We start from the raw sequence: 22110 nt of genomic DNA, 5'->3' as shown, positions 1-22110 counted from the left end.
CAACCGATGAGGCAACAAATGACATCCTTATCCGTGGTACGCAGTCTCGCATCGATCTCCTTGCTGGGGGCCACGCTGTTCGGCCTGCCCGCGCAGGCGAGCGCCAATATCGGCGGCGACTTTCCACAAAAGCCGATCCGGCTGGTGGTGACGTTCCCGGCGGGCGGGGGAACCGACACGCTGGCGCGGGTGATCGGCACGGAGGTGGGCCGCAGCCTGGGCCAGCCCGTGGTGGTCGACAACCGGCCAGGCGCCAGCGGCAATATCGGCGCCGAGTACGTCGCCAAGAGCCCGTCGGACGGCTATACCTTGCTGGTTGTCAACAGCAGCTTTGCCATCAACCCCGGTGTGTTCCGCAACCTGCAGTTCGATCCGGGCAAGGACTTCAGCGCGGTGATCTCCGTGGCATCCGTGCCATCCGTCATCGCCGTACCCGTTTCTTCCAAGATCCAGACGTTCAATGACCTGCTGGCAGCGGGGCGCTCGGGCAAGCCGCCGACGTACGCCTCCTGCGGCAACGGCACGCCCCAGCACCTTGCCGGCGAGCTACTCAAGATCTCGGCCAGGATCGACCTGCTGCACGTGCCTTATAAGGGTTGCGCTCCGGCGCTCGCCGATGTGCTGGGCGGCCAGGCCGACGTCAGCATCAACACGCTCAGCAACACGGTGCCTTACCTCAAGGCCAACAAGCTGCGCGCGCTGGCCGTCACCTCCAAAGGCCGGTCGCCGCTGCTGCCCGACGTGGCCTCGGTGAGCGAGCTTGGAGTCAGTGGCTATGACGTCGACCAGTGGTTTGGCATCCTGGCCCCGGCGCACACACCGCCGGACATCGTGCTAAAGCTCAACGCGGCCATCGCCAAGGCCGTCGCCAAGCCGGAGGTCAAAGCCAATCTCGCCCAACTGGGATTTGCCACCGCCAGCAGCACCCCGGCGGAATTCCAGAAAGTGGTGAACACCGACATCGAGCGCTGGAAGAAGCTCGCCGCGCAGATCGGCCTGCGGGTCGACTAAGACCCGCAAAAAGCTAACAAAAACTCACAGAAGCCGACAGAAGCCTGCTAAAGGTCGCCAAGGCCAACTGAGACCCACGGGGCAACGCGCGCCGCCCGCCCCACCCATTCCCATTGCAGCACCGCTACGCCACGGCCATCACGGATCCCGTGCGACCGCTTGCGCCTTGCGTTTGCACTTGCCGTAAGGAAAAGACATGAAGGAAATGAAGGAAATCAAGGCAATGAAAGACGTCCCCCGCCTGACGCCCGTATTCGCGTTCGCCATCGCAGCACTCACCCTGTCCGCCTCCGCCTGGGCGCAGTCCGGCCTGGTGCTCTATGGCGTCGCCGACGTCGGCATCGAATACCTCACCCACGCCGACGCCAGCGGCAACGCCCTCGCCCGGATGGCTTCGGGCAATCTGTCCGGCTCGCGCTGGGGCCTGCGCGGCACGGAAGACCTCGGCGGCGGCACCAGCGCGCTGTTCGTGCTCGAAAGCGGCTTCGATATCGATGCGGGCACGCTGGGCCAGGCCGGCCGGCTGTTCGGGCGGCAGGCCTATGCCGGGTTGAACACGCCCTATGGGCGGATCACCGCGGGCCACCAGAACAACCTGCTCTACGACATCCTGATCAACTACGACGCCATGGCCATCGCGCCGCGCTACTCCGCGTTCCTGATGGATAGCTCACTCGCGGGACGCTATGACAACGCCGCCAAGTACGTAGGGAAGTTCGGCGGGCTGACGGCAAGCGCGATGTACGCGTTCGCGCGCGGGACCTCCGTAACCATAGGCACCACCAGCACCATCACGGGCGAGACCGCCGGCAACGCACGGAACGACCGCGCCTGGAGCACCGCGCTGGAATACGCCACGGGCAACGCCGGGGCCACAATCATCTACGACCAGCAGCAGGGCACCACCGGCCTGTCCGGCCAAAACCCGGCGCAGCGCGACCGGCGCATTGCCGTAGCCGGCAGCTACGCGTTCGCTCGCGCCAAGGTGTTCGCGGGCTATCGCTGGCTGAGCGGCGACATTGGCAGCACCCCCACCGTGGCCGCGCGCCGCAACGATCTGTTCTGGCTCGGCGCGAGCTATGCGTTTACGCCAGCGCTGACGTTGAGCGCGTCGGCCTACGTGATGAACGACAAGCGCAGCGCGCAAGATCCCTGGAGCCTTGTCGGCACGCTGGACTACGCGCTGTCCAAGCGCACCGATGGCTACCTGACGCTCGGCTACGTCAAGAACAAGGACGGTTCGCGTGTCGGCCTGAACGGCATCCAGGCCAGCATCGGCCCCGGCCTGAACCAGCTTGGCGCGGTGGCGGGCATCCGGCACAAGTTCTAGGCCGGGCGGGCTGCGGCACGGTGAGCAGGGCGCGGCACCCGCACAGGGTGCCGCATGGTCGGGCGTAACCGATTGTTGCCCGACGTGCGCTATGGGGCGATTGCAGACCGCCGGCATTGTCGTGCGCCATGCATGCATGGCGCACTGATAGCACAACGGCGCGAAATCGAAACGCCCGCATGCAAATCGGCTACAATAGGAACGATTTTCATTTACCAACCCTGGTGTGAGTTTGCCGACTGCGTGCCGTGCCTCGCGCCAACGGACTGGAAGCCACATGCGGTTGTCTGAACTTCCGCGGCGCACCGCCGCTGTCATCGTGTCAATCGATGACAATTCTCCTAACGATCCAATAGCACGCCGCCTGCGCGAACTCGGCTTTGTGCCGGGCGAAGCCGTACAGGTCATTGCGCTGGGACCGTTCGGCATGGATCCCCTTGTCGCCCAGGTGGGCTTTACCCGGTTTGCCTTGCGCCGCGCCGAAGCGGCCCGCATCACCGTGGAAGCGGTGAGCGCTTCCGTCTCCAGCATCACGCCGGCAGCGCAGCCCGACGCGCCCGCCGCCAAACGCTCCGCTGCCTGACCGGGCACCTGCCAAGAATATGTCTGTCGCCAACCCGACTTCCGCTTCCCAGCGTCCCGCATTGCGCGTTGCGCTGGTGGGCAATCCCAATTGCGGCAAGACCGCGCTGTTCAACCGCCTGACCGGCAGCCGCCAGAAGGTGGCCAACTACGCTGGCGTCACCGTCGAGCGCAAGGAAGGCCATTTTGTTTCGCCAGCCGGCCGCCAGGTGCGTGTGCTGGACCTGCCGGGTGCCTATAGCCTGCACGCGGCCAGCCTGGACGAAGCCATCACGCGCGACGTTTGCCTGGGCAAGCGCCCGGGCGAGCCGCGCCCCGAACTACTGGTGTCGGTGGTGGATGCCACCAACCTGCGCCTGCACCTGCGCTTCGTGCTGGAGTTGCGCCGTCTCGGGCTGCCGATGGTGCTGGTGCTCAATATGAGCGATGCCGCGGCCAAGCGCGGCATCCACATCGACCGCGACAAGCTGGCCGCCGCGCTCGGCGTGCCGGTGGTCCAGACGATTGCCGTCAAGCGCGATGGCGCCGCCAGCCTGCTGGCCGCACTGGACGCGGCCTTGCCTGAAGTGCCGGCTGCAGCCCCCGAGCCGGCATCCGACCTGGACGTGCACCAGGAGGTCAAGCGCCTGCTGGATGCCGCCGTGACCATGCCGGCACGCACCGCGGCCATGGACGACCGCCTGGACCGCATCCTGCTGCATCCGGTGTTCGGCCTGGCGATCCTGGCCGTGCTGCTGTTCCTGATGTTCCAGGCGGTGTTCTCCTGGGCCGCCCCGCTGATGGACGGCATAGAGGGCGGCGTGCACTGGTTCGGCGAGATCGTCGGCAGCCATCTGCCCGAGGGCATGCTGCGCAGCCTGCTGGTGGATGGCCTGATCGCCGGCCTGGGTGCCGTCGTCGTGTTCCTGCCGCAGATCCTGATCCTGTTCCTGTTCATCCTGACGCTGGAGGAATCCGGCTACCTGCCGCGCGCCGCCTTCCTGCTCGACCGCCTGATGATGGGCGCCGGCTTGTCCGGCCGCTCCTTTATCCCGCTGCTCTCCAGCTTTGCCTGTGCGATTCCCGGCATCATGGCCACGCGCACCATCCAGGACCCGCGCGACCGCCTCGCGACCATCCTGGTGGCCCCGCTGATGACGTGCTCCGCGCGCCTGCCCGTGTACGCCCTGCTGATCGGCGCCTTCATCCCGGCGCGCACGGTGATGGGAATGTTCAATCTGCAGGGCCTGGTGCTGTTCGTCCTCTATGTGGCGGGCATCGTGAGCGCGCTGGTGGTGGCGTACGTGCTGAAGTATTTCCGCCGCGACCGCACCGACCACCCGCTGATGATGGAGCTGCCCTCGTACCGCATCCCCAATGCGCGCGACGTGGCAATCGGCCTGTGGGAGCGTGCCCGCATCTTCCTGTCCCGCGTGGGCAAGGTGATCCTGACGCTGACGGTGCTGCTGTGGTTCCTGGCCACGTTTCCGTCGCCGCCGGACGGCGCCACCGCCCCGGCCATCGACTACAGCTTCGCCGGCATGATCGGCCGGGCGCTGGAGCATGTTTTTGCCCCGATCGGCTTCAACTGGCAGATCTGCATCGCGCTGGTGCCGGGCCTGGCCGCGCGCGAAGTCGCCGTGGGCGCGCTGGCCACCGTCTATGCGCTGTCCGGCAGCGAGGACGCCATGGCCAGCCAACTGGTGCCGATGATCGCCGCGCAATGGTCGCTCGCCACGGCGCTGTCGCTGCTGGCCTGGTACGTGTTCGCGCCGCAATGCATCTCCACGATGGCGGTGATCCGGCGCGAAACCGGCTCCTGGAAGGTGATGGCCGCCTCGACGGCCTACCTGGCGGGCCTGGGCTACCTGGCTGCCTTTGCCACGTACCGCATCACCCTGATGCTGAGCTAAAGCGAGGACATTGCAGCCATGAGCCTTTACCATGCCTTTGAAACCCTGCTGGTGCCGCTGATCGTGCTGGGCTGCACGCTCTCCGTGCTGGCTCGCTATGCACCGCGCACCCGTGAACGGATCAAGAGCGGGCTGGCGGCGCGCCTGGGCGGCACCGCGGCCACCGGCTGGCGCCAGCGCGCGGTGGCCTGGCTGGCACCGCAGGCAGCGGCCGGCTGCGCCAGCGGCTGCGACAGCGGCGGCTGCAATACCTGCGGCTCCAGCACCACCGACAGCGCGCAGCAAGTGCCCGCCCAACAGGCCGGCGAGCAGATCATCCGCTTCGTGGCCAAGCGCTGATACGCCCCCAAACCCATCGCTAGCCACGTTTTTGATCCACGCAGAAACGGGTACGCTTTGGGTTCGCCGCGCTGGTTCACAGCGTCTTCGGCACCTCCTCCCTCCCGCTTTCCCCCCTCGTCCGCACCTGCGCGGCACGATCTCCATCAGGCGGCCGTCTGGCGACGGATCATTGAAACCACAGAGAAACAAGCGCGGGCAGTTGCAACGACGCGCGGCAGGAACACATGCCGGGCGCCGCATCAGCTCACCGTTCCCGGAATCGTGATGGAAATCGGCTGCAGTTCAGGGCCGGCCGTGCAGGTCGCTGTCACCGTGAAATCGCCAAGCGCCAAGGGCGTCACCACGATCTGCGCAGCATTGACGCCACCCGCGAACGCTACGTTGGCACTGCTGGCCCAGCTCCAGCCCGTGCAGCCAAGATAGGGAACATCCGCGCCGAAGTTCTTGAGCGTGGCGGTGACGGGAATCGGCACGGGCAGCGACAGCAGCAGCTTGAGCGGTTGTGGCCCGTTATAGACCAGCGCCCACTTCGGCTGCTCCGTCACCGTCAGGCTGGCCTTGGGCGTGCCCGCTATCTTGCTGCTGGCCGCGCTCACCTGCAGCAGGCTCTGCGCGGTGGGCGTGCCGATCACGATGCTGGTGCTCAACGTGGCCTGCCGCGTGGCCGGATCCGCCGCGACGGAGAGCGTTGGCGAGGTGGCGGCGTAGCTCCAGGTGCCGTCGAAATCCGCGGTGGAATCATGCGAATCGCTGCGGATCACGCGCGCGTTGAAGACCTGCGGATAGCCGTTGAGCACCGACAGCGCGTTGATGGGCACGCCCCCTTGTGAAAGCTCGAGCCGGTAGGTGTAGCCACTGTTCTTCTGCACCGTCACCAGCATCTGCCCGCTGACAGCATTGCCGTTGGGCGCGGTGACCGAGACCGTGACGGTGCCGACCGCGGCAGCGGTATCCGAGCTGTTGACGCCCGTCAGCGATGCGGCATTCTGCGCGGCGCTGACCTGCACGTTGCTAGTCGAGCTGGCCCAGGCCCAGTCGTGCACGGCTGCGCTGACGTCGCTGCCGTTGCCATCGACCAGCGTCGCCGTGACCGGCTGCACCTGCCCGTCAACCAGCGACAGGACCGGATTCGACAGTGCCAGGTTGTAGCTGACGGCGGTGGGCTGCACGGCCACCGTGGCGGTTTGCGCGGGCAGTTGCGTGGTGCTGTTGTCCGCCGCCTTGATGGTGGCCACCACCTGGATGGTGGCCGTACCCACCGCCACACCCGTGATGGTGGCGCTGGCGTTTGCGGCCGGCACCACGGTGGCAATGGCGTTGCTGGACGAAGTCCAGGCAAAGGTGCTGGACGACGTTACGTCCGCTCCCTTGCTGTCCACCACCGAGGCTGACATCGAGATGCTGCGGCCCACCCCGACCTGTCCCGAGGTCATCGTGAGCGTCACCGAGTATTTCACCGGGGTGGTATCCGCCGCGGTGCTCGCGGTGCTGGGCGATGCAGCGCCCGAGCCGCCACCGCCCCCGCCACAGCCCGCCATCAGCAATGCCATGGCGGCGCAGGCCAGCCATGCTGGCCACATCTTGGTGTTTCTCATGATGTCTCCCCGTATGGCGTTAAATCCCGGGCCCCCTGCCGACAAAAGCGGAAGCAGGGCGCCGCTGGCCAGACTCGTTTGGTTGGCGCGACCGGACAGGTAAATGGCGGAATTGGACAGTCACGCGCTTTCTAGGCTAGTCACGATGTGCAAGCTGCTGTACCAGCCAAACGGCTGAGAGTTCGGCGCTTATGTACGCTGACGCACGCCTGGGCTCAGTCACAAGTCCGTGCCGATGGCCAGGCGGAGGTGGCTGGCCAACTGGTTATCCGCAGGGGACCCGCGCACTCGTCCTTGACGCCCGTTCGCGTTCTCGACTATTCTTGCCGGATGCCGACCGCTGAAAAGCGGGCTCGGCACGCATGACAAGTACAAGTGATCGACGCACCTTGGTAATTGGCGTAAGCCGCGTCATCCGCGTCATCCGCACCGCTTCCCACACACCACGCAATGCACCAAGCCACCTGCTTCCACCGCCGCGCCGCCGATGCCTCCCGCATCGCTGCAGCCGTGCGCGTGCCGGCAGCAGGTCGCGCGCTGGGTACCGCCATTGCTCTAGTTGCACCGGCCCTGTCGGCGCCGCGTCTTTCCTCCTCGCTACTGCTAGACCTACTGATCGGTTGCCGGGCCTAGTGCCTAGTGGCAGTTCGGCAGCCTCGCGCCACCCTTTTTCCGCATCGGCTTTCTGACGCCTTCGCTATTGAGCGTTTCAACGCCCTGGCGATCCTGCGTCCTGCTTTTTGCCTTTTACTTTTTGCTTTTTGTCTCTTGCATCTTCCCGCGAGGAAGGAGAACCGTCATGATGTTGCGCAACCCCGCCACCAAATACCGCCCTGCCACTACCGTAGATATCGCCGACCGAACCTGGCCCGCCAAGCGCATCACGCGCGCGCCGGTCTGGATGAGCACGGATCTGCGCGATGGCAACCAGGCCCTGATCGAGCCGATGAACCCGCAGCGCAAGCTCCGCTTCTTCGAGCAACTGGTCAAGATCGGGTTGAAGCAAATCGAAGTGGCGTTCCCCTCGGCCTCGCAGACCGATTTCGATTTCGTACGGATGCTGATCGAGGAAGACCGCATCCCGGACGACGTGACCATCGTGGTGCTGACCCAGGCGCGCGAAGACCTGATACAACGCACCATCGAATCCGTGCGCGGCGCCGCGCGCGCCGTGGTGCACCTCTACAACCCGATCGCCCCCGCGTTTCGCCGCATCGTGTTTGGTGCGAGCCGCGAGGAGGTCAAGGAGATCGCGCTGGCGGGCACCCGCCTGATCAAGGCGCTGACCGACGGCATGCCCGAGACGGCATGGACCTACGAATACTCGCCCGAGACCTTCAGCATGACCGAGCTGGATTTCTCGCTCGAGGTTTGCGATGCGGTATCCGCGATCTGGCAGCCTAGCGCCACGCGCCCGCTCATTCTCAACCTGCCGACCACGGTGGAATGCAGCACACCCAATATCTTCGCCGACCAGGTCGAATGGATGCACCGGCATCTTGCACGGCGCGCAGGCATCGTACTGTCGGTGCACCCGCACAATGACCGTGGCACCGCAGTGGCAGCCGCCGAGCTTGCCGTGATGGCGGGCGCCGATCGCGTGGAAGGCTGCTTGTTTGGCAATGGCGAGCGCACCGGCAATGTCGACCTGGTGACGCTGGCGTTGAATCTCTACACGCAGGGCGTGGACCCCGAGCTCGATTTTTCCGACATCGATGAAGTGCGCCAATGCGTGGAGGATTGCAACCAGCTCCCCGTGCATCCGCGCCACCCGTATGTGGGCGACCTCGTCTTCACGGCCTTCTCCGGCTCGCACCAGGATGCGATTCGCAAGGGCTTCGCGCAGCAGAAGACGGATGCGATCTGGGAGGTGCCATACCTGCCGATCGACCCGGCCGACCTTGGCCGCAGCTACGATGCGGTGATTCGCGTAAACAGCCAGTCCGGCAAGGGCGGCATGGCCTACCTGCTGGAACAGGTGCACGGCATCTATATGCCGCGCCGCCTGCAGATCGAGTTCAGCCGCGCGGTGCAGTCGATGACAGACGAGAGCGGGCTCGAAGCCAGCGCCGATGACTTGTATGGCTTGTTCAAGCGCGAATATCTCGAACATGAGGCGCCGCTGCGCTATATGGGCCATCAGATGGTGTCCGGCAACGACGGCCAGGTGGAGATCGAAGTGGCGTTGCTGCGCGATGGCGAAGCGCTGCGCGCGCGCGGCCGGGGCAACGGCCCGATCGATGCATTCGTCAGCGGCCTCAAAGGCGCGCTGGACATGCCGGTGCGCGTGATGGATTACCACGAGCACGCGCTGTCGTCCGGCGCCAATGCTGCCGCGGCCTGCTATGTGGAAGTGCGGGTAGGAGACTCCGCCACGGGCTTTGGCGCTGGCATCGACGCCAGTATCGTCACGGCATCGCTCAAGGCCGTGGTGTCGGGCGTGAACCGCCACCTGCTTGCGGCCAGCCAAGTGCGGCGCGAGCAAGCCCTGGCCGATTGATGCCGCCCGCGCCCGGGCTCAAGGCCTCGGCGCAGAAAAACCGGTGTGCCCCGCCCCCACGGGGCACACCCGGAAAGACGCCCTTGCGGGACGCCCACGACATGCTCGTTGCTTGACTGTATGCACAGCGTAAGGCGGGTGCAAACTTGCCGCCACGAATATTTGCGCATGTCCTTAGAAGCCCGGCCCGGGATTGGAAATGCGAAAGCGCGCTGCGCGGCTCGTGCGCAAGCAGCCCAGCGCGGGCCGGGACTGTAGCAACGCGGCGACGCATGCGCATGCGCGCGCCACCGATGCCCATCTTCTTGCTTTCGGTCAAGGCTCAACCGGAAACGCTGCGCCAAACTGTGCGTGAAGTTTCCTAAAACACGAGCCAACCATCATGAAGAAGCACCTGCATATCCGTCTGTGCACCACTGCCATTGCCACCCTTGCCGTGCTCGGCGCCGTTGCCGCAACGCCTGCCGCTGCCGCCGATGAAGCGCAGGGCAACTGGATGGTGCGCTTGCGCGGCACCTATCTCGACATGGCCGGCAAGTCCGACCCGATCGGCGGCGTTGGCGCCTCGGACCGCATCACGGTCAACAACAAGTGGATTCCGGAACTCGATGTCACCTACTTCTTCACGCCGCACATCGCCGCCGAGCTGGTGCTGACCGTGCCGCAGAAGCAGAACGTCTACCTGGATGGCAACAAGATCGGCTCCTTCACCCATCTGCCGCCGACGCTGCTGGTGCAGTATCACTTCATTCCCAACGGCACCTTCCGCCCGTATATCGGCGCTGGCCTGAACTTCACGCGCATCTGGGGTGCCGACATTGCCAACAATTCGCTGTCGCTCGACAGCTGGAGCGTGGCGCCGGCCCTGCAGATCGGCATGGACTACAAGCTCACCAAGAACTGGTTCCTCAATGCCGACGTCAAGAAGGTGTGGCTGTCGAGCGATGTGAAGGCGGCCGGTGTGAAGGTCTCGAACGTGAGCCTGGATCCGTGGCTGTTCAGCATGGGTGTGGGCTACCGCTTCTGACGAATCGCGGTACGTCGCTCCACGGCACAACGAACGCGCGGCGGATCCCGCGTCAGGTTCTGGCTTGGCGCGGGATCTGCCGCAATGCGTTGCGACTCAAGCCATAGAAGCGCGCGACCACGGCCATCTCCGAGCCAGCATCCAGCAGCGCTTGCGCTGATTTCCGGCTCCGCAGTATCTGCGGGATGCTGGCGAGGAAAACGCTCGCCACGTCCGGGTCGAAATGCGTGCCGGAACCTGCCGAGACAATCGACAGCGCATCGTCGTCGCTCATGCCGGGACGATAGCAACGCGACTCCGTCATGGCATCGAACGCATCGGCGAGCGCCACGATACGCGCGGCCAGCGGGATCTCCTTGCCGGCCAGGCCGCGTGGATAGCCCGTGCCGTCGAAACGCTCGTGGTGATGGTGCGCGACCTGCGATGCCAGACGCATCAGCACGTCCGCACTGCCCGCGAGGATGTTCGCGCCGATCTCTGCATGCCGCTCGATCACCTGCCGCTCTTCGGGGAGCAGCTTGCCAGGCTTGAGCAGTACGGCATCGGGGATGGCAAGCTTGCCCACGTCGTGCGCCGGCGTAACGAGCCGTATGCGCTCGCAGTGCGCCGCATCCAGCCCCAGCAGATCGGCAAGGCAGGCGGCGATCGTCGCGGTGCGAACGAGATGGCCCGATGCATGCGGGTAACGCAAGCAGCCAGCGAGCGTCAGGCTGGCCAGCGTCATAACCGCATGGGGATTCGTAGTCATGGTGCTGAAGCTGGGCGAAGCGCGAGATTCTATGCCTGTCGAGGCATATCGCCAATAGCTGATGGCGAACCGCCTTCGTGGCCACGCACTTCGCCTGCCTCAATCCATGCTGAGACTGGCCTATGCGGTGTTTCCGGAACGGCACAATATGTCAGCCAAGGTCAGGGTGTTCCTTGACTTCCTGGTGGCGCATTTCGAGGGGAAGCCGGCCAAGGCGCGTGGCGGCCCGACCGCGTGGTGAGTGAGGGATGCAAGGCACCGGCGTCCCCGCTCGCACGGGAACGCCGGCAGGAGCCAGCCTACCGAAACGCCGGCTCGTCGAAACTACGCAGCTTTCGCGAGTGCAGTTGCTCGGCACCGCCCTCGCGCAAGATGCGAATCGCCTCCAGCCCGATCGACATATGCTGGCTCACCCGCTGCCGATAAAACGCATTGGCCATGCCGCGCAGCTTGAGTTCGCCATGCAGCGGCTTGTCGGACACGCATAGCAAGGTGCCATACGGCACCCGCAGGCGGAAGCCGTTGGCCGCGACCGTGGCGCTTTCCATGTCGATGGCAATCGCGCGCGACTGGTTGAAGCGGGCGTACAACGCCTTGGACTTGAGCTCCCAGTTGCGGTCGTCCGTGGAGACAACGGTGCCGGTGCGCATGCGGGTCTTCATCTCGTTGCCGGACAAGCCCGTCACACGCACCACGGCCTCTTGCAGCGCGACCTGGATCTCGGCGATAGGCGGCACCGGCACCCAGGGCGGCAGGTCGTGATCGAGCACGTGGTCATCGCGCACATACGCGTGCGCCAGGACGTAGTCGCCGAGTTGCTGCGAGCGGCGCAGGCCGCCGCAGTGGCCAACCATCAGCCAGCAGTGCGGGCGCAGCACGGCAAGGTGGTCGGTCATGGTCTTGGCGTTGGACGGGCCCACGCCGATATTGACCAGCGTGACACCGAGATTGTCCTCGCGCACCAGGTGATAGGCGGGCATCTGCGGCAGCGCGCGCGGGCGCAGCGCGTCGTCGGGCTCGGCCTCGCCGCGCTCTTGCATCACATCGCCGGGTTCGACGAAGCGCACGTAGCCGTCCGCGCCTTGCGCGTCTTCGGCGGCCATCAGCGAGCGGCCGAGCGCAATGAATTCGTCGACGTAGCGCTGATAGTTGGTAAACAGCACAAAGCGCTGGAAATGCTGGGGCGCGGTGCCGGTGTAGTGATAGAGCCGCTGCAGCGCCAGGTCCACGCGCTCGCCGGGAAACATCGAGAGCGGCCAGGCTTCGCCGGGCACCGGCTCATAGGTGCCGTTGGCAATGGCGTCGTCGATGCGGCTCAGTTCGGGCAGCACGAACGAGGCTTCGAGCTCGCGCGCCTGCGTGTAGCTGATGTCCGTGGTGGAGGCTTCGATGACGAACGGCAACGGGATCGGGCGGCGGCTGACGCCGACCACCACGGGCACGCGGTGGTAGCGTATCAGGCGCTCGATCTGGTCGCGGTAGTAATCGGCCAGCAGTTCGGGGCGGGTGACCGTGGTGCCGTAGACCCCGGGGTAGGCAACCGTGCCCCAGGATGGCCGGCTGTCGGTGACCATGGTTTCGAGATTGACCGAGATGCCAAGGTAGGGATAGCAGGCATGTGCCGCGGACGGCAGCGGCTGGCCCTGGGCGAAGGCATCGAAGCGCGCGCGGATCGCGCCGACCGAGGCATCGTAGATTTCACGGATGCGAGCCAGCGCCGCGTCGGCGTCGGAGAACTCGGCCAGCTGATCGGCCGGATGGGCGGAAGAGAAGATCGAGGCATTCATGGGAAACATGATACCCCGCTACAGAGCGGAAGCAACATGGCCTGCCGCAAATTGACGGGCCTTCGCGCGCTCGCTACACTGCCTGCAGTCTTTTTTTGCGGCCCCGCGCCGCACTCGCCTCGTGACGCCCCCCATTAGAAGGGCAGCGCCGAGTTGCCGTATCTGCTTGCATTGGGAGCCCCGATGGAAATCCGCAATCTGCTGCCAGAAGAGATCGAGGCGGCCAGACAACTCCTTGCGGCCAACGGATGGGCGCACCGCGTTGCCAACACGGAACGCTTCGCCCGGCTGATCGCCAACTCGCAACGGGTGGTGGTGGCGGTCGATAACGGAGAGATCGTGGGTTTCGCGCGGGCGCTGTGCGACGATATCTCCAACGGTTACCTGTCGATGGTCGCGGTGACGCCGAGCCATCGCCGCCGCGGCATCGGCCGCGCGCTGGTGCGCCACATCGTCGGCAACGATCCCGATATCACGTGGGTGCTGCGCGCCGGGCGCTCGTCCGAGGCGGCCTTCTTCGGGCAGCTCGGCTTTGTGCCCTCGCTGGTGGCCATGGAGCGCCGGCGCACCTGAGCCGGGCCCGGCGGGCTGGCCTGCCGCTCAATCCTTCATCGCGCACAACAACACATGGCCTCTTCCACCGGTTGGTTTCATTGGGCGTTGCTGTCGGCCGTATTTGCCGCGCTGACGGCGATCTTCGCCAAGATCGGGCTGGAAGGCATCAACTCGGACCTTGCCACGCTGGTGCGCACGGCGGTGATCATCGTGGTGCTGAGTTTTTTCGTGGTGCTCACGGGCAAGTGGAGCAACCCGCTCGCGCTGTCGCCGCGGACCTGGATCTTCCTCGTGCTCTCCGGACTTGCCACGGGCGCCTCATGGGTGTGTTACTTCCGGGCGCTGAAGATTGGCGATGCCTCGAAGGTGGCGCCGGTGGACAAGCTGAGCCTGCTGCTGGTGGCGGTGTTCGCCGTGATCTTTCTCGGCGAACGCCCCAACCTGCGCGAGTGGGCCGGCATCGCGCTCGTCGGCGCCGGCGTGCTGGTACTAGGGTTCAAGCGCTAAGAGGCAACTCCGGCACATGGGGTCGCATCGACATTACCGGTCCGTGCGCAGCGGCCCGTATTCCACCGGCACCCAGGCGTAGCCCTTGCTCTCCACGCGCACATGGCCGATCCCCGGGAACGGCAGGTGGGCGCCCGCCACCCACAGCTTGCCGCGCGCGGCATCGGCGAACATCTTCTTGCGCGTGCGCACCGCCTGCGTGCTGTCCGAGTCGAATTCCAGCGCCACCTCTGGGCGGCGGAACTGCACCGCGTGGCTGTGCACGATATCGCCCCACACCAGCAGGCTTTGATCGCCTGACTTGAACAGGTAGCCACTGTGGCCCGGGGTGTGCCCGCGCGCCGGCACCGCGCTCACGCCCGCCACCAGCTTGTCGCCCGCGCCAAAGGTACGCATCCGGCCGGCGGCCTGGTAAGGGGCGACGGCGGCGCGCGCCATGGCGAACGAGGACTGCGCGTCCTGTGGCGCGCGCGCGGCGGTGGCTTCGTCCAGCCAGTAGCCCGCCTCGGCCTTGTCGACATACACGTTGGCGTTGGCGAAGACGGCCTTGCCGTCGGCCGTCAGGCCGCACGCGTGATCGCCGTGCATATGAGTCAGCAGCACCGTATCGACCTGGGCGGGGTTGTAGCCCGCCGCGCGCAGGTTCTCGACAACGCGGCCCAGCGTGGGGCCGAAGCAAGCCGCCGTGCCGGTGTCAACCAGGATCAGGTTGGTGCCAGTGTTGATCAGGTATGCGTTGACGGCGGTCTGCATGCCGGGCGTGGAGGCCACGAACATGCGCGCGAGCAGGCCTTGTACCTCGCCCGGGCTGGTGAACTTGAGCACCTTGGTGTCCAGGTCGACATAGCCGTCGTAGAGCGCGGTGACCTCGAACTGGCCCAGCATCATGCGGTAGTAGCCGGGCACCTGGGTCTTCTGCTGGGCCGGCGGGGCCGCTGGCGGCCGGACCTGCGCCAGCGCGGGCAGGCCGGCAAGGGCGAGGGCGCAGACCATCGAAAGCGAAGTCAGGCGGGCAGCAAGGCAGGGCAGGGTCATGGGTCGATCCTTTAGGAGGGCAAGCCAGGCAAGGCCACGTGCCGCTGCCTGATCAACGGCTGTTTTGCGCAGCGCCGGAACGCAGATACGCCAGCGCCGGTGCCAACTGTGCCAGTGCCGGAGCCTGCGCGCAAACGTGCGAAGCAGTGCTCCAGGGATAGGGCAGGCGGGCCAGCCAGCCGTCGAGCACCTGTTGTGCGGTGTCGGCGGGCAACACGTCCATGGCCTCGATCACGATGGTGAGTGCCTGCACGCGCCGGGCGCCATCTTGCCCGGAGAACTCCCACGCGTAGCTGCCGCAGCCCACGCGCACACCGCCGCTGGCCTTGTCGGTCATGCCTACCAGCCAGTCACAGCCATAGCGTTGCGCGTCGGCTGCGGGCGGGGCCTCCGCCAGGCAGAACGTGTAGACGTTGTCGTAGCTCTGGCCAAAGCGCCGCACCAGCACGTCGCTGATCGTGGCCAGGCCTTCACTGCGGGCCGGGAACACGATGGCCTCGGACTTGACCGTCATCTCCAGCGTGGCATCGGCAGCGAAGGCGTGCGCCATCAGATGGGGGCGGTTCTCATCCTTGGCGCGGATATAGGTGCGGATCAGGGCCTGGGGATCGAGGGCCCCGGAAAACGTCGATACGGGTGCGTTCATGCGTGCCTTTTGCGTAGTTGGCGGCATGGTAGCCCGTCTCCCGCGCCAGCGGTGGCGCGGCCCTCCCGCCAGCAAGGTTGCTTCGGAATGCGCCGATTCCCGCAATCGCACCGGCCTGGTTGCCTTTGCTTCAAGACCTTTCGTCACGAGCACGTCATCAAGCCGGCATAGATTGTGGCCCTGCCGCCGCCCGCCCCCACAGGCGGGCGGCAAACGAGAACACACGAGAACAAACGAAAACAACGAACGAGTGAAAGATCGATGATCAAGCGAAAGCAATGGGCTGCAGTGGCCTGTACCCTGGCAACGGCAGCGCTGGCCGCCTGCGGCGGCGACGGCGACCAGACGCAGGCTGCGCAAGCGGGCAGCGGCGGCAGCACCGGAGGCAATGGCGGCAATGGCGGCGCGGTGACGCAGCCGGCCGCGCTCACGCCGCTGGCGGGCGGCTCGCTCTATGTCGGCGCGGTGAGCTTCGGCGATACCGTGTCCGTTGCGCTCGACCAGCCGGCCACCGGCCAAGTCACGCTACGCTTTCTCGATTCCCGCTTTGGCCTGGGCGGCACGCTGGTGGGCAGCTACACGCGTAGCGGCGACACCTACAAAGTCACCAAGCTGGCGGCAGCCGGTGCCGACGTACCCGCGGCACTGGCCACCGCCGCGAGCGCCATCAGCTTTGAGTTCGTGGTCGATGCCGGCGTGCTGTCCGGTGCGCTGGGCCAGGTGCCCAACCTCCTCGCGGGCGGCGGCGCGCTGCTCCAGGGCCACGTGAGCGCGGCCAACAAGGGCGCGCAGCTAAGCGATGTCGCTGGCGTCTACAACTATCTGCGCCAAGCAGGCACCACGGCCGCCGTAGGACAGGTCAAGATCTCCGCGAACGGGACGGTGCGCGCCTGCGCCGGCGCCGCCTATGCCGACAATTGCGCCGGCGGCGAAAGCGGCACGCTCGCCGCGGACGCCGACCAGCAGCGCTTCCCCGGCGCCTTTGCCGTGACGCTGGGCGGCAGCAAGATCGGCCGCCTCTTCGTGGCACGCCAGGATGGTCAGGCAACGCTGTTCGTCGACGAAGCCGCCAGCAATGCCGACGGCAGCCCACGCAACGGCAGCTGGGTGCTCAAGAGCACGCAGGCCATTGCCGCTGGCGCCGCCGACGGCGACTGGCTATGCGCCGAGCCCGAGCTGGACGACGGCAACGCGGCCACTGGCCGCACCCGCCGCAACATCGTGTCGATCGCGGGCAACCGGCTCGCCGCCGACAATATCGCCACGGACGTCGCGCTGAACTACAACGCGGCCATCGGGGCCAGTGGCGCCATCGCCACCGGCGCCAATGGGCTGATCTCCGGGGCCTGGCAGGACACCGTCGCCGCCCAGCCGCAAGCCGCCTCGCTGGCGTTTCTGCCGGTCACCGCCAAGCTGGCCTACCAGCTGCGCGACGTACCCGGCGCCAAGCGCCGCCTCCAGAGCGTTTGCACGCCGCTGGCCGCGCAAACCCCGACCACCACTTACCTGCAAGCCAAGGCCGGCGATATCGTGCAGGTCACGCTGGCCGACCTGCGCCCGACCCAGCCAGCCATCGGCTTCGACCAGATCTACTACAAGCTGGGCCGCTACGCGGCCGACCCGGCCAAGAAGTTCGACGATGCCTGCGAGGCCAACGGCCAGAACAAGGCCAGCACGACGACCGCTGCCTCGCGCCTGGACAACCTCGCCTCCTTCACCTGCACCAAGGCGGTCGGCAACAAGCCTGCGGATATGAAGACCATGGTGATCGGCCCGGCGGGCAAGCCGTACCTGACTGACGGCCATCACACCTTCACCAGCGTGTGGGAGGCTACCGACGGCGGCCCGCAGGCGAAGATGTGGATCAAGGTGCAGGACAACCTGGCCACGCAGGACCGCGCCACGTTCTTCCGCACGCTACGCGAGCGCAAGCTGATGTGGCTGAGGGACACCGCCAACCGCCCGACCACACCGGCCGATCTGCCGCCGGCGCTCGGCCTGCGCAACGGCCTGGGCAACGACCGCTATCGCTCGCTGGTGTATTTCACGCGCGACATCGGCTACCAGCAACTGGCGGACGCCACGGAGTTCACGGAGTTTTACTGGGGTGACTGGCTGCGTCAGCGCGTCAACCTGGACAACTACCGCCTGGACGACACCACGAGCTACCTGAGTGCCGTGCGCGCAGCGGCCACCGCCATGGTGGCGCTGGCCCCCGCCGATCCGGTGAGCAGCGGCAAGACCGCCGTGGCGCTGGGCGGGCTGACGGTGCTCAACGAGACGGAGTTCACGGCGTTGTCGCAGCCGGTGGGCAGCGCCAAGCCCGGCAAGCTGCCGTATGCGGTGGGCTACAAGGCGACGCTGGCCCAGTAAGCTGGCCTGGCCGCCTCGCCGTGCAGGTGGATCGCACAGCGAGGCGGCGCAACGACGCCAGAATCTCTTTGAAATGGCCTCTTATTCAGGCTGGATGTTGGCGGCCTTGATGATGCGGCCCCACTTGGCCGATTCCTGGGCCTGGAACTTGGCCAGCTCTGCGGGCGTGCTGGTAAACACATCGGTGCCGGTGGACTGGTAGAAGTTTGCCGCCGTCTCGCTCCTGGCGGCCTTCACCATCAGGGCGTTGAGCTTGTCCACCACCGGCTGCGGCGTCTTGGCCGGCGCGTAGGCGGCGAACCAGTAGCTCATCTCATAGCCCTTGACGCCGGCTTCGTCGATGGTCGGCACATTGGGCGCCAGCGGCGAGCGCGTCTTGCCCGACACACCGAGCGCCTTGAGCTTGCCGCTCTTGACCTGGGGCAGGCCGGTGGCGGTATCCGTGATCATCATCTGGATCTGGTTGCCCAGCAGGTCGGTGATGGCCAGCGGGTTGCTCTTGTAGGGCACGTGCAGCAACTGCACATGCGCCATCTGCTGGAACAGCTCCCCGGCAATGCGCGAAGACGAACTGCCGCTGCCAAAGCTGAGCTTGCCCGGCTCCTTCTTGGCCAGCGCGATGAATTCCCCCACGTTGTTGACCGGCAACTGCGGGTTGACCACCATGATCTGGCCGCCACGGCCCAGCGCGGTCACCGGCACGTAGTCCTTGACCGGATCGTAGGGCAGCTTCTTGAACAGATGCTCGTTGGCCGCATGCGTGGTGTTGGTGCTGATCAGCACGGTATAGCCGTCCGGGCTGGCCTTGGCCACGTCGCTGGCAGCGATAAAGCCGTTGGCGCCGGGCTTGTTGTCGACCACCACCGTCACCTTGGCATCGACCGTAATGGCCTGGCCGATCGCGCGGGCGAGCTGGTCCGTGGCGCTGCCGGCGGCGAACGGCACCACGAAGCGAATCGGCTTGTCCGGAAACTCCGCCTGCGCCGGGCCGGCCAGCAGCGCGAGCGCCGCGGCGGCGGCGATGCCGGTGACCACTTTCAGGCGGGAAGCGGGCTTGGTGTATGCGGACATCTTTGGTCTCCTGTTCGAATCTGGAATCGTTCTGGTTTGTCGTTTTGGTTTGTCGCTTTACTTCGGTGTTCTGCTTCGGTGTTCTGCTTCAACCAGCGCCGGCCAGCCGCGGGGGCAAAGGGATTTCCAGTTGCAGCAGCAGGAAAGACAGTGCCTTGCCGTGCGTATCCAGGTTGAGGGCATCGTTCACGCCGCCATCGAGCACGCCGTCGATGACGAAGTTCATCGCCTGCAGCGAGGACACCAGGTAGCGCTTGACCGCCGCTGGCTGGCGGTAGCGGAACAGCGCCGCCACCGCGTCCTCGGTGACATGCGCGACAAGGTGGTCGAAGTCGCGCGCGTCGTAGGCGATCACGCTGATGTTGGAGCGATCCCCCTTGTCGCCCGTGCGTCCGTGCGCGAGCTGGTAGAGCGCGATGGTGGTACGGGTAGCGGTAGCGGCGGTTGCGTTCATGGCAGCAGGGAGTGGCTTGCGGTGACGGCGCTGCGCGGCACCAGGCAGGACATGGCGTTCAGCCGCGCGCGCAACGCGGTGCGCACACCGCCGCCGCCGGCGGGGCCGCAGGTGTACAGCGCATTGACTTCACGCAGCAGCGCTTCGGCCACGGGCTTGTCCTCATGGGCCAGCGCAGCGCGCAGGCGTACGTCCTGCGCCTGTGCCTCGCCGGGTTGTGTTTGTTGCAGCAGGCGGCCGCCATCGTCGGCAAAGACGCTCAGCACACCGATCAGGTCGAAGCGGATCGGCACCGCATGGCCGAGCAGGTCCATGCGCTTGCGCACGATCTGCGCAGCCAGGCGTGCGCGCGCCGCCGCGTTCGGGCCGGCGTAGGAGATCTCGCCTTCCGCGATCCAGCCGCCTTCGTAGAACAGGTTGGCCTTGAGCTGCTCGGGCCGCTCGCGGCCACGCACATTGCGCACCGCCACGCGGTCCGGGCCAATCTGCTCGACCGTGGCCGCGCTGATGTCGGCGACGACGTCGGGCGTCAGATAGGCGGCGGGGTCGTGCACCTCGTAGAGGAGCTGCTCCTTGACCGTGCGCAGGTCCACGCAGCCGCCCGTATCCGCCGCCTTGCCCACTTCGATATTGCCGTCTTCGTCCAGGCGCACGATGGGATAGCCGACGGCGTGCACATCCGGCACGTCCTTCATGCCGGGATCGGCGAAATAGCCGCCGGTGACCTGCGCCCCGCATTCCAGCAAATGCCCGGCCATGGTGGCGCGCGCCAGGCGGTCCCAGTCCTGCCACGACCAGCCAAAATGCGCCATGGCCGGGCCCACTGCCAGCGCGGGATCCGCCACGCGGCCGCACACCACTACCTGCGCGCCGGCGCGCAGCGCATCGGCAATGCCCTGCGCGCCAATGTAGGCGTTGGCGCAAACGAAGCGCGCCTCCGGAAAGGCCGCGCCGACAATCTTGCGCAGTACCGCGCGGCCCGCATCGTGCGAGAGATCGTCGCCCTCCACCACCGCCACCCGCGGCGGTGCCAGGCCCAGCTCCGCCGCCAGCGCGCGCACGCGCTGCGCCGCAGCATGGGGATTGGCCGCGCCGAAATTGCCGACGATGGGAATGCCGTTGGCCAGGCACAGCCCCAGCACCGGCGCGAGCAAGGCGTCGAGCAGCGGCTCGTAGCCGTGGGCGGGATTGTTGTGGCGCGCCAGCTGGGCCAGCGCCAGCGTGCGCTCGGCCAGCGTCTCGAACATCAGCACGGCCGGCCCGCCCGCTGCGATCAGCGTGCGCACCACGGGCAGGGCGGCGTCGGTGCGGTCGCCGGAGAAGCCGGCGCCGGAGCCGATCAGCAAAGGGGCGGTCATAGGATGAAAGCCTGGTGAGAACCGGGTGAACAAAGGCTGGCCGCGCGCGGGGTTGCGGGCCGATGCGGCTATTCTAGACGCGCCGCCGTCAACCAAAAAGCGGATAATTTGGATTAATCTATCGATTTTCCAGATTAAATCGAAGCCGCTCGCGCTTGCCAATGAACCTCTCCGTCAAACACCTGCGCGCCTTTGTGGCCCTGGTCACGCACCGCAACTTCACCCGCGCGGCGCAGGCCTGCCATTTGTCGCAATCCGCCTTCAGCGCGCTGATCCAGACGCTGGAGGAGCAAGCCGGCACGCGGCTATTCGAGCGCACCACGCGCCATGTGGAACTCAGCGTGGAAGGACGGCGCTTCGAAGACGTGGCGGCGCGGCTGCTGGCCGATTTCGAGACCGCCTTCGCGGAGCTGCGCGACCACGCCGAACGCCGCAAAGGACGCGTCTCGATCGCCGCGCTGCCCTCGCTGGCGGCAGGCGACCTGCCGCCGATCCTGGCCGCCTTCCACCAGCGCTACCCCGGCATCACCATCGAACTGTTCGACCTGCTGGCTGACGGCTGCATCGACCTGGTCAGGCGCGGCCGCGCGGATTTTGCGCTGGCGCCCGCCCCCGCGCAGGATAGCGACCTGCGCATCGAGCCCCTGGTAACGGACACCTTCCACCTGGTCTGCCCCGCAGGCCATCCCCTGGCCAGCCGGCGGCGCGTGACGCCCCAGGCGCTGGCAGGCCTGCCCTTTATCCAGCTCTCCCGGACCAGCAGCGTACGCCAGCACCTGGATGCCGCGCTGCATCCGCTCAAGCTCAACGGGGTCATGGAAGTGGAACACCTGGCCACCGTGGCCGCGCTGGTAGCCGCCGGACTTGGCGTGACCGTGGTGCCAGCCCTGGCGCTATTCCAGTTCCAGCAAGAAAGCCTGGCCATCCGGCCCATGCAGCTGCCATCGCTGGTGCGGGATATTTGCCTGGTGCGCTTGAGGGAGAGGGGAGATTCGACAGCGGCGGCAGCGATGATCGAAGCGCTGCAAGCGCATTTCAAGAAGGGCAAGGCAGGATAATCGACAAAGATGGTCCTGCACACCGACGAGCACCAGCACAAGCATGGCGCCAGACCCGCGATCCGGTGTAGCCGTGATCCCCGAACGAAGGGCGGGAATCACCCCAGCGCGATGCGAAGCGAGCCGTGAAGGTGTGCCCAGGCCGTATGGGGCGCCTCGGGCTTCGGCGAAAAGAGCGGAAAAGAGGGACCCATGTCTGAGTATCGCCTTAAGGCGATGCGAGTTTGGGTCCCGGCCGC

General features: G+C 66.4%; 20 protein-coding genes. 12 read left to right on the top strand and 8 right to left on the bottom strand.

Annotated elements, in window-relative coordinates; genetic code table 11:
* The first annotated feature begins 18 nt into the window (after positions 1–18).
* The 5 genes from AC1Q7Q_RS07945 to AC1Q7Q_RS07925 all read left to right on the top strand — a co-directional run bounded on the left by AC1Q7Q_RS07945 (position 19) and on the right by AC1Q7Q_RS07925 (position 5154).
* The gene (locus tag AC1Q7Q_RS07945) at positions 19–1011 is read left to right on the top strand and encodes a tripartite tricarboxylate transporter substrate binding protein (protein ID WP_492375555.1); all 993 of its coding nucleotides are present in this window, start codon (positions 19–21) and stop codon (positions 1009–1011) included.
* Between the two features lie 223 nt (positions 1012–1234).
* Positions 1235–2341: a porin gene (locus tag AC1Q7Q_RS07940; RefSeq protein ID WP_492375554.1), complete on the top strand. Its 1107-nt coding sequence runs from the start codon at positions 1235–1237 to the stop codon at positions 2339–2341.
* Positions 2342–2618: 277 nt separating this feature from the next.
* Entirely contained in the window at positions 2619–2924 is a 306-nt protein-coding gene (locus AC1Q7Q_RS07935; RefSeq protein WP_492375553.1) for a FeoA family protein, read from the top strand.
* 19 nt (positions 2925–2943) lie between these two features.
* The gene (gene feoB, locus AC1Q7Q_RS07930) at positions 2944–4815 is read left to right on the top strand and encodes a ferrous iron transport protein B (RefSeq protein WP_492375552.1); all 1872 of its coding nucleotides are present in this window, start codon (positions 2944–2946) and stop codon (positions 4813–4815) included.
* 18 nt (positions 4816–4833) lie between these two features.
* Entirely contained in the window at positions 4834–5154 is a 321-nt protein-coding gene (locus tag AC1Q7Q_RS07925) for a DUF6587 family protein (protein WP_492375551.1), read from the top strand.
* Between the two features lie 242 nt (positions 5155–5396).
* Here AC1Q7Q_RS07925 and AC1Q7Q_RS07920 read toward each other — a convergent pair whose 3' ends face one another.
* A complete protein-coding gene (locus tag AC1Q7Q_RS07920) occupies positions 5397–6752 on the bottom strand; it encodes a hypothetical protein (RefSeq protein WP_492375550.1) in 1356 nt (451 codons plus the stop codon).
* A gap of 802 nt (positions 6753–7554) precedes the next feature.
* Between AC1Q7Q_RS07920 and leuA the strand changes: the two genes are divergently transcribed.
* Positions 7555–9252 carry a 2-isopropylmalate synthase gene (gene leuA / locus AC1Q7Q_RS07915; protein ID WP_492375565.1) on the top strand — a complete coding sequence of 566 codons (1698 nt, stop codon included), beginning with the start codon at positions 7555–7557 and terminating at the stop codon, positions 9250–9252.
* A gap of 382 nt (positions 9253–9634) precedes the next feature.
* Positions 9635–10279: an OmpW/AlkL family protein gene (locus AC1Q7Q_RS07910; protein WP_492375549.1), complete on the top strand. Its 645-nt coding sequence runs from the start codon at positions 9635–9637 to the stop codon at positions 10277–10279.
* Positions 10280–10331: 52 nt separating this feature from the next.
* Here AC1Q7Q_RS07910 and AC1Q7Q_RS07905 read toward each other — a convergent pair whose 3' ends face one another.
* Entirely contained in the window at positions 10332–11027 is a 696-nt protein-coding gene (locus AC1Q7Q_RS07905) for an HD-GYP domain-containing protein (protein ID WP_492375548.1), read from the bottom strand.
* A gap of 106 nt (positions 11028–11133) precedes the next feature.
* On the opposite strand from AC1Q7Q_RS07905, the gene AC1Q7Q_RS07900 reads away from it, so the two are divergent.
* Complete coding sequence (locus tag AC1Q7Q_RS07900; protein ID WP_492375547.1) at positions 11134–11268, top strand: hypothetical protein; 135 nt, start codon at positions 11134–11136, stop codon at positions 11266–11268.
* Positions 11269–11326: 58 nt separating this feature from the next.
* Here the strand turns inward: AC1Q7Q_RS07900 and AC1Q7Q_RS07895 are convergent, their stop codons facing one another.
* Positions 11327–12823, bottom strand: a complete 1497-nt coding sequence (locus AC1Q7Q_RS07895) for an AMP nucleosidase (protein WP_441632696.1) — start codon at positions 12821–12823, stop codon at positions 11327–11329.
* Positions 12824–12997: 174 nt separating this feature from the next.
* Between AC1Q7Q_RS07895 and AC1Q7Q_RS07890 the strand changes: the two genes are divergently transcribed.
* Both AC1Q7Q_RS07890 and AC1Q7Q_RS07885 read left to right on the top strand, forming a co-directional pair.
* Positions 12998–13387 (top strand): GNAT family N-acetyltransferase, encoded by a 390-nt coding sequence (locus tag AC1Q7Q_RS07890; protein ID WP_174426156.1) that lies wholly within the window; start codon positions 12998–13000, stop codon positions 13385–13387.
* Positions 13388–13441: 54 nt separating this feature from the next.
* On the top strand, positions 13442–13876 hold the full coding sequence (locus AC1Q7Q_RS07885) for an EamA family transporter (protein ID WP_492375546.1): 435 nt from the start codon (positions 13442–13444) through the stop codon (positions 13874–13876).
* Between the two features lie 33 nt (positions 13877–13909).
* Here the strand turns inward: AC1Q7Q_RS07885 and AC1Q7Q_RS07880 are convergent, their stop codons facing one another.
* Together AC1Q7Q_RS07880 and AC1Q7Q_RS07875 are read right to left on the bottom strand one after the other, a co-directional pair.
* Positions 13910–14911 carry an MBL fold metallo-hydrolase gene (locus AC1Q7Q_RS07880; protein WP_492375545.1) on the bottom strand — a complete coding sequence of 334 codons (1002 nt, stop codon included), beginning with the start codon at positions 14909–14911 and terminating at the stop codon, positions 13910–13912.
* A 52-nt stretch (positions 14912–14963) separates the two neighbouring features.
* Positions 14964–15557, bottom strand: a complete 594-nt coding sequence (locus AC1Q7Q_RS07875) for a hypothetical protein (RefSeq protein ID WP_492375544.1) — start codon at positions 15555–15557, stop codon at positions 14964–14966.
* 261 nt (positions 15558–15818) lie between these two features.
* On the opposite strand from AC1Q7Q_RS07875, the gene AC1Q7Q_RS07870 reads away from it, so the two are divergent.
* Positions 15819–17930 (top strand): ParB/Srx family N-terminal domain-containing protein, encoded by a 2112-nt coding sequence (locus AC1Q7Q_RS07870; RefSeq protein ID WP_492375543.1) that lies wholly within the window; start codon positions 15819–15821, stop codon positions 17928–17930.
* Between the two features lie 81 nt (positions 17931–18011).
* Here the strand turns inward: AC1Q7Q_RS07870 and AC1Q7Q_RS07865 are convergent, their stop codons facing one another.
* The 3 genes from AC1Q7Q_RS07865 to AC1Q7Q_RS07855 form a co-directional block, all read right to left on the bottom strand.
* Positions 18012–19001 (bottom strand): Bug family tripartite tricarboxylate transporter substrate binding protein, encoded by a 990-nt coding sequence (locus AC1Q7Q_RS07865; protein WP_492375542.1) that lies wholly within the window; start codon positions 18999–19001, stop codon positions 18012–18014.
* Positions 19002–19089: 88 nt separating this feature from the next.
* Positions 19090–19455, bottom strand: coding sequence for an AtuA-related protein (locus AC1Q7Q_RS07860; RefSeq protein WP_416051262.1), 366 nt, complete (start codon positions 19453–19455; stop codon positions 19090–19092).
* Positions 19452–20813, bottom strand: coding sequence for an acyclic terpene utilization AtuA family protein (locus tag AC1Q7Q_RS07855; protein WP_492375541.1), 1362 nt, complete (start codon positions 20811–20813; stop codon positions 19452–19454). Before AC1Q7Q_RS07855 ends, AC1Q7Q_RS07860 begins: the two co-directional genes overlap by 4 nt.
* Before the next feature lie 161 nt (positions 20814–20974).
* On the opposite strand from AC1Q7Q_RS07855, the gene AC1Q7Q_RS07850 reads away from it, so the two are divergent.
* Positions 20975–21871 carry a LysR family transcriptional regulator gene (locus tag AC1Q7Q_RS07850; RefSeq protein ID WP_492375540.1) on the top strand — a complete coding sequence of 299 codons (897 nt, stop codon included), beginning with the start codon at positions 20975–20977 and terminating at the stop codon, positions 21869–21871.
* Positions 21872–22110: the final 239 nt, after the last annotated feature.

The sequence above is a fragment of the Cupriavidus sp. GW823-FHT07A04 genome (assembly GCF_058794615.1).
Note: the sequence above shows the minus strand (reverse complement) of the source record. Positions and strands in the feature narration are given on the sequence as shown.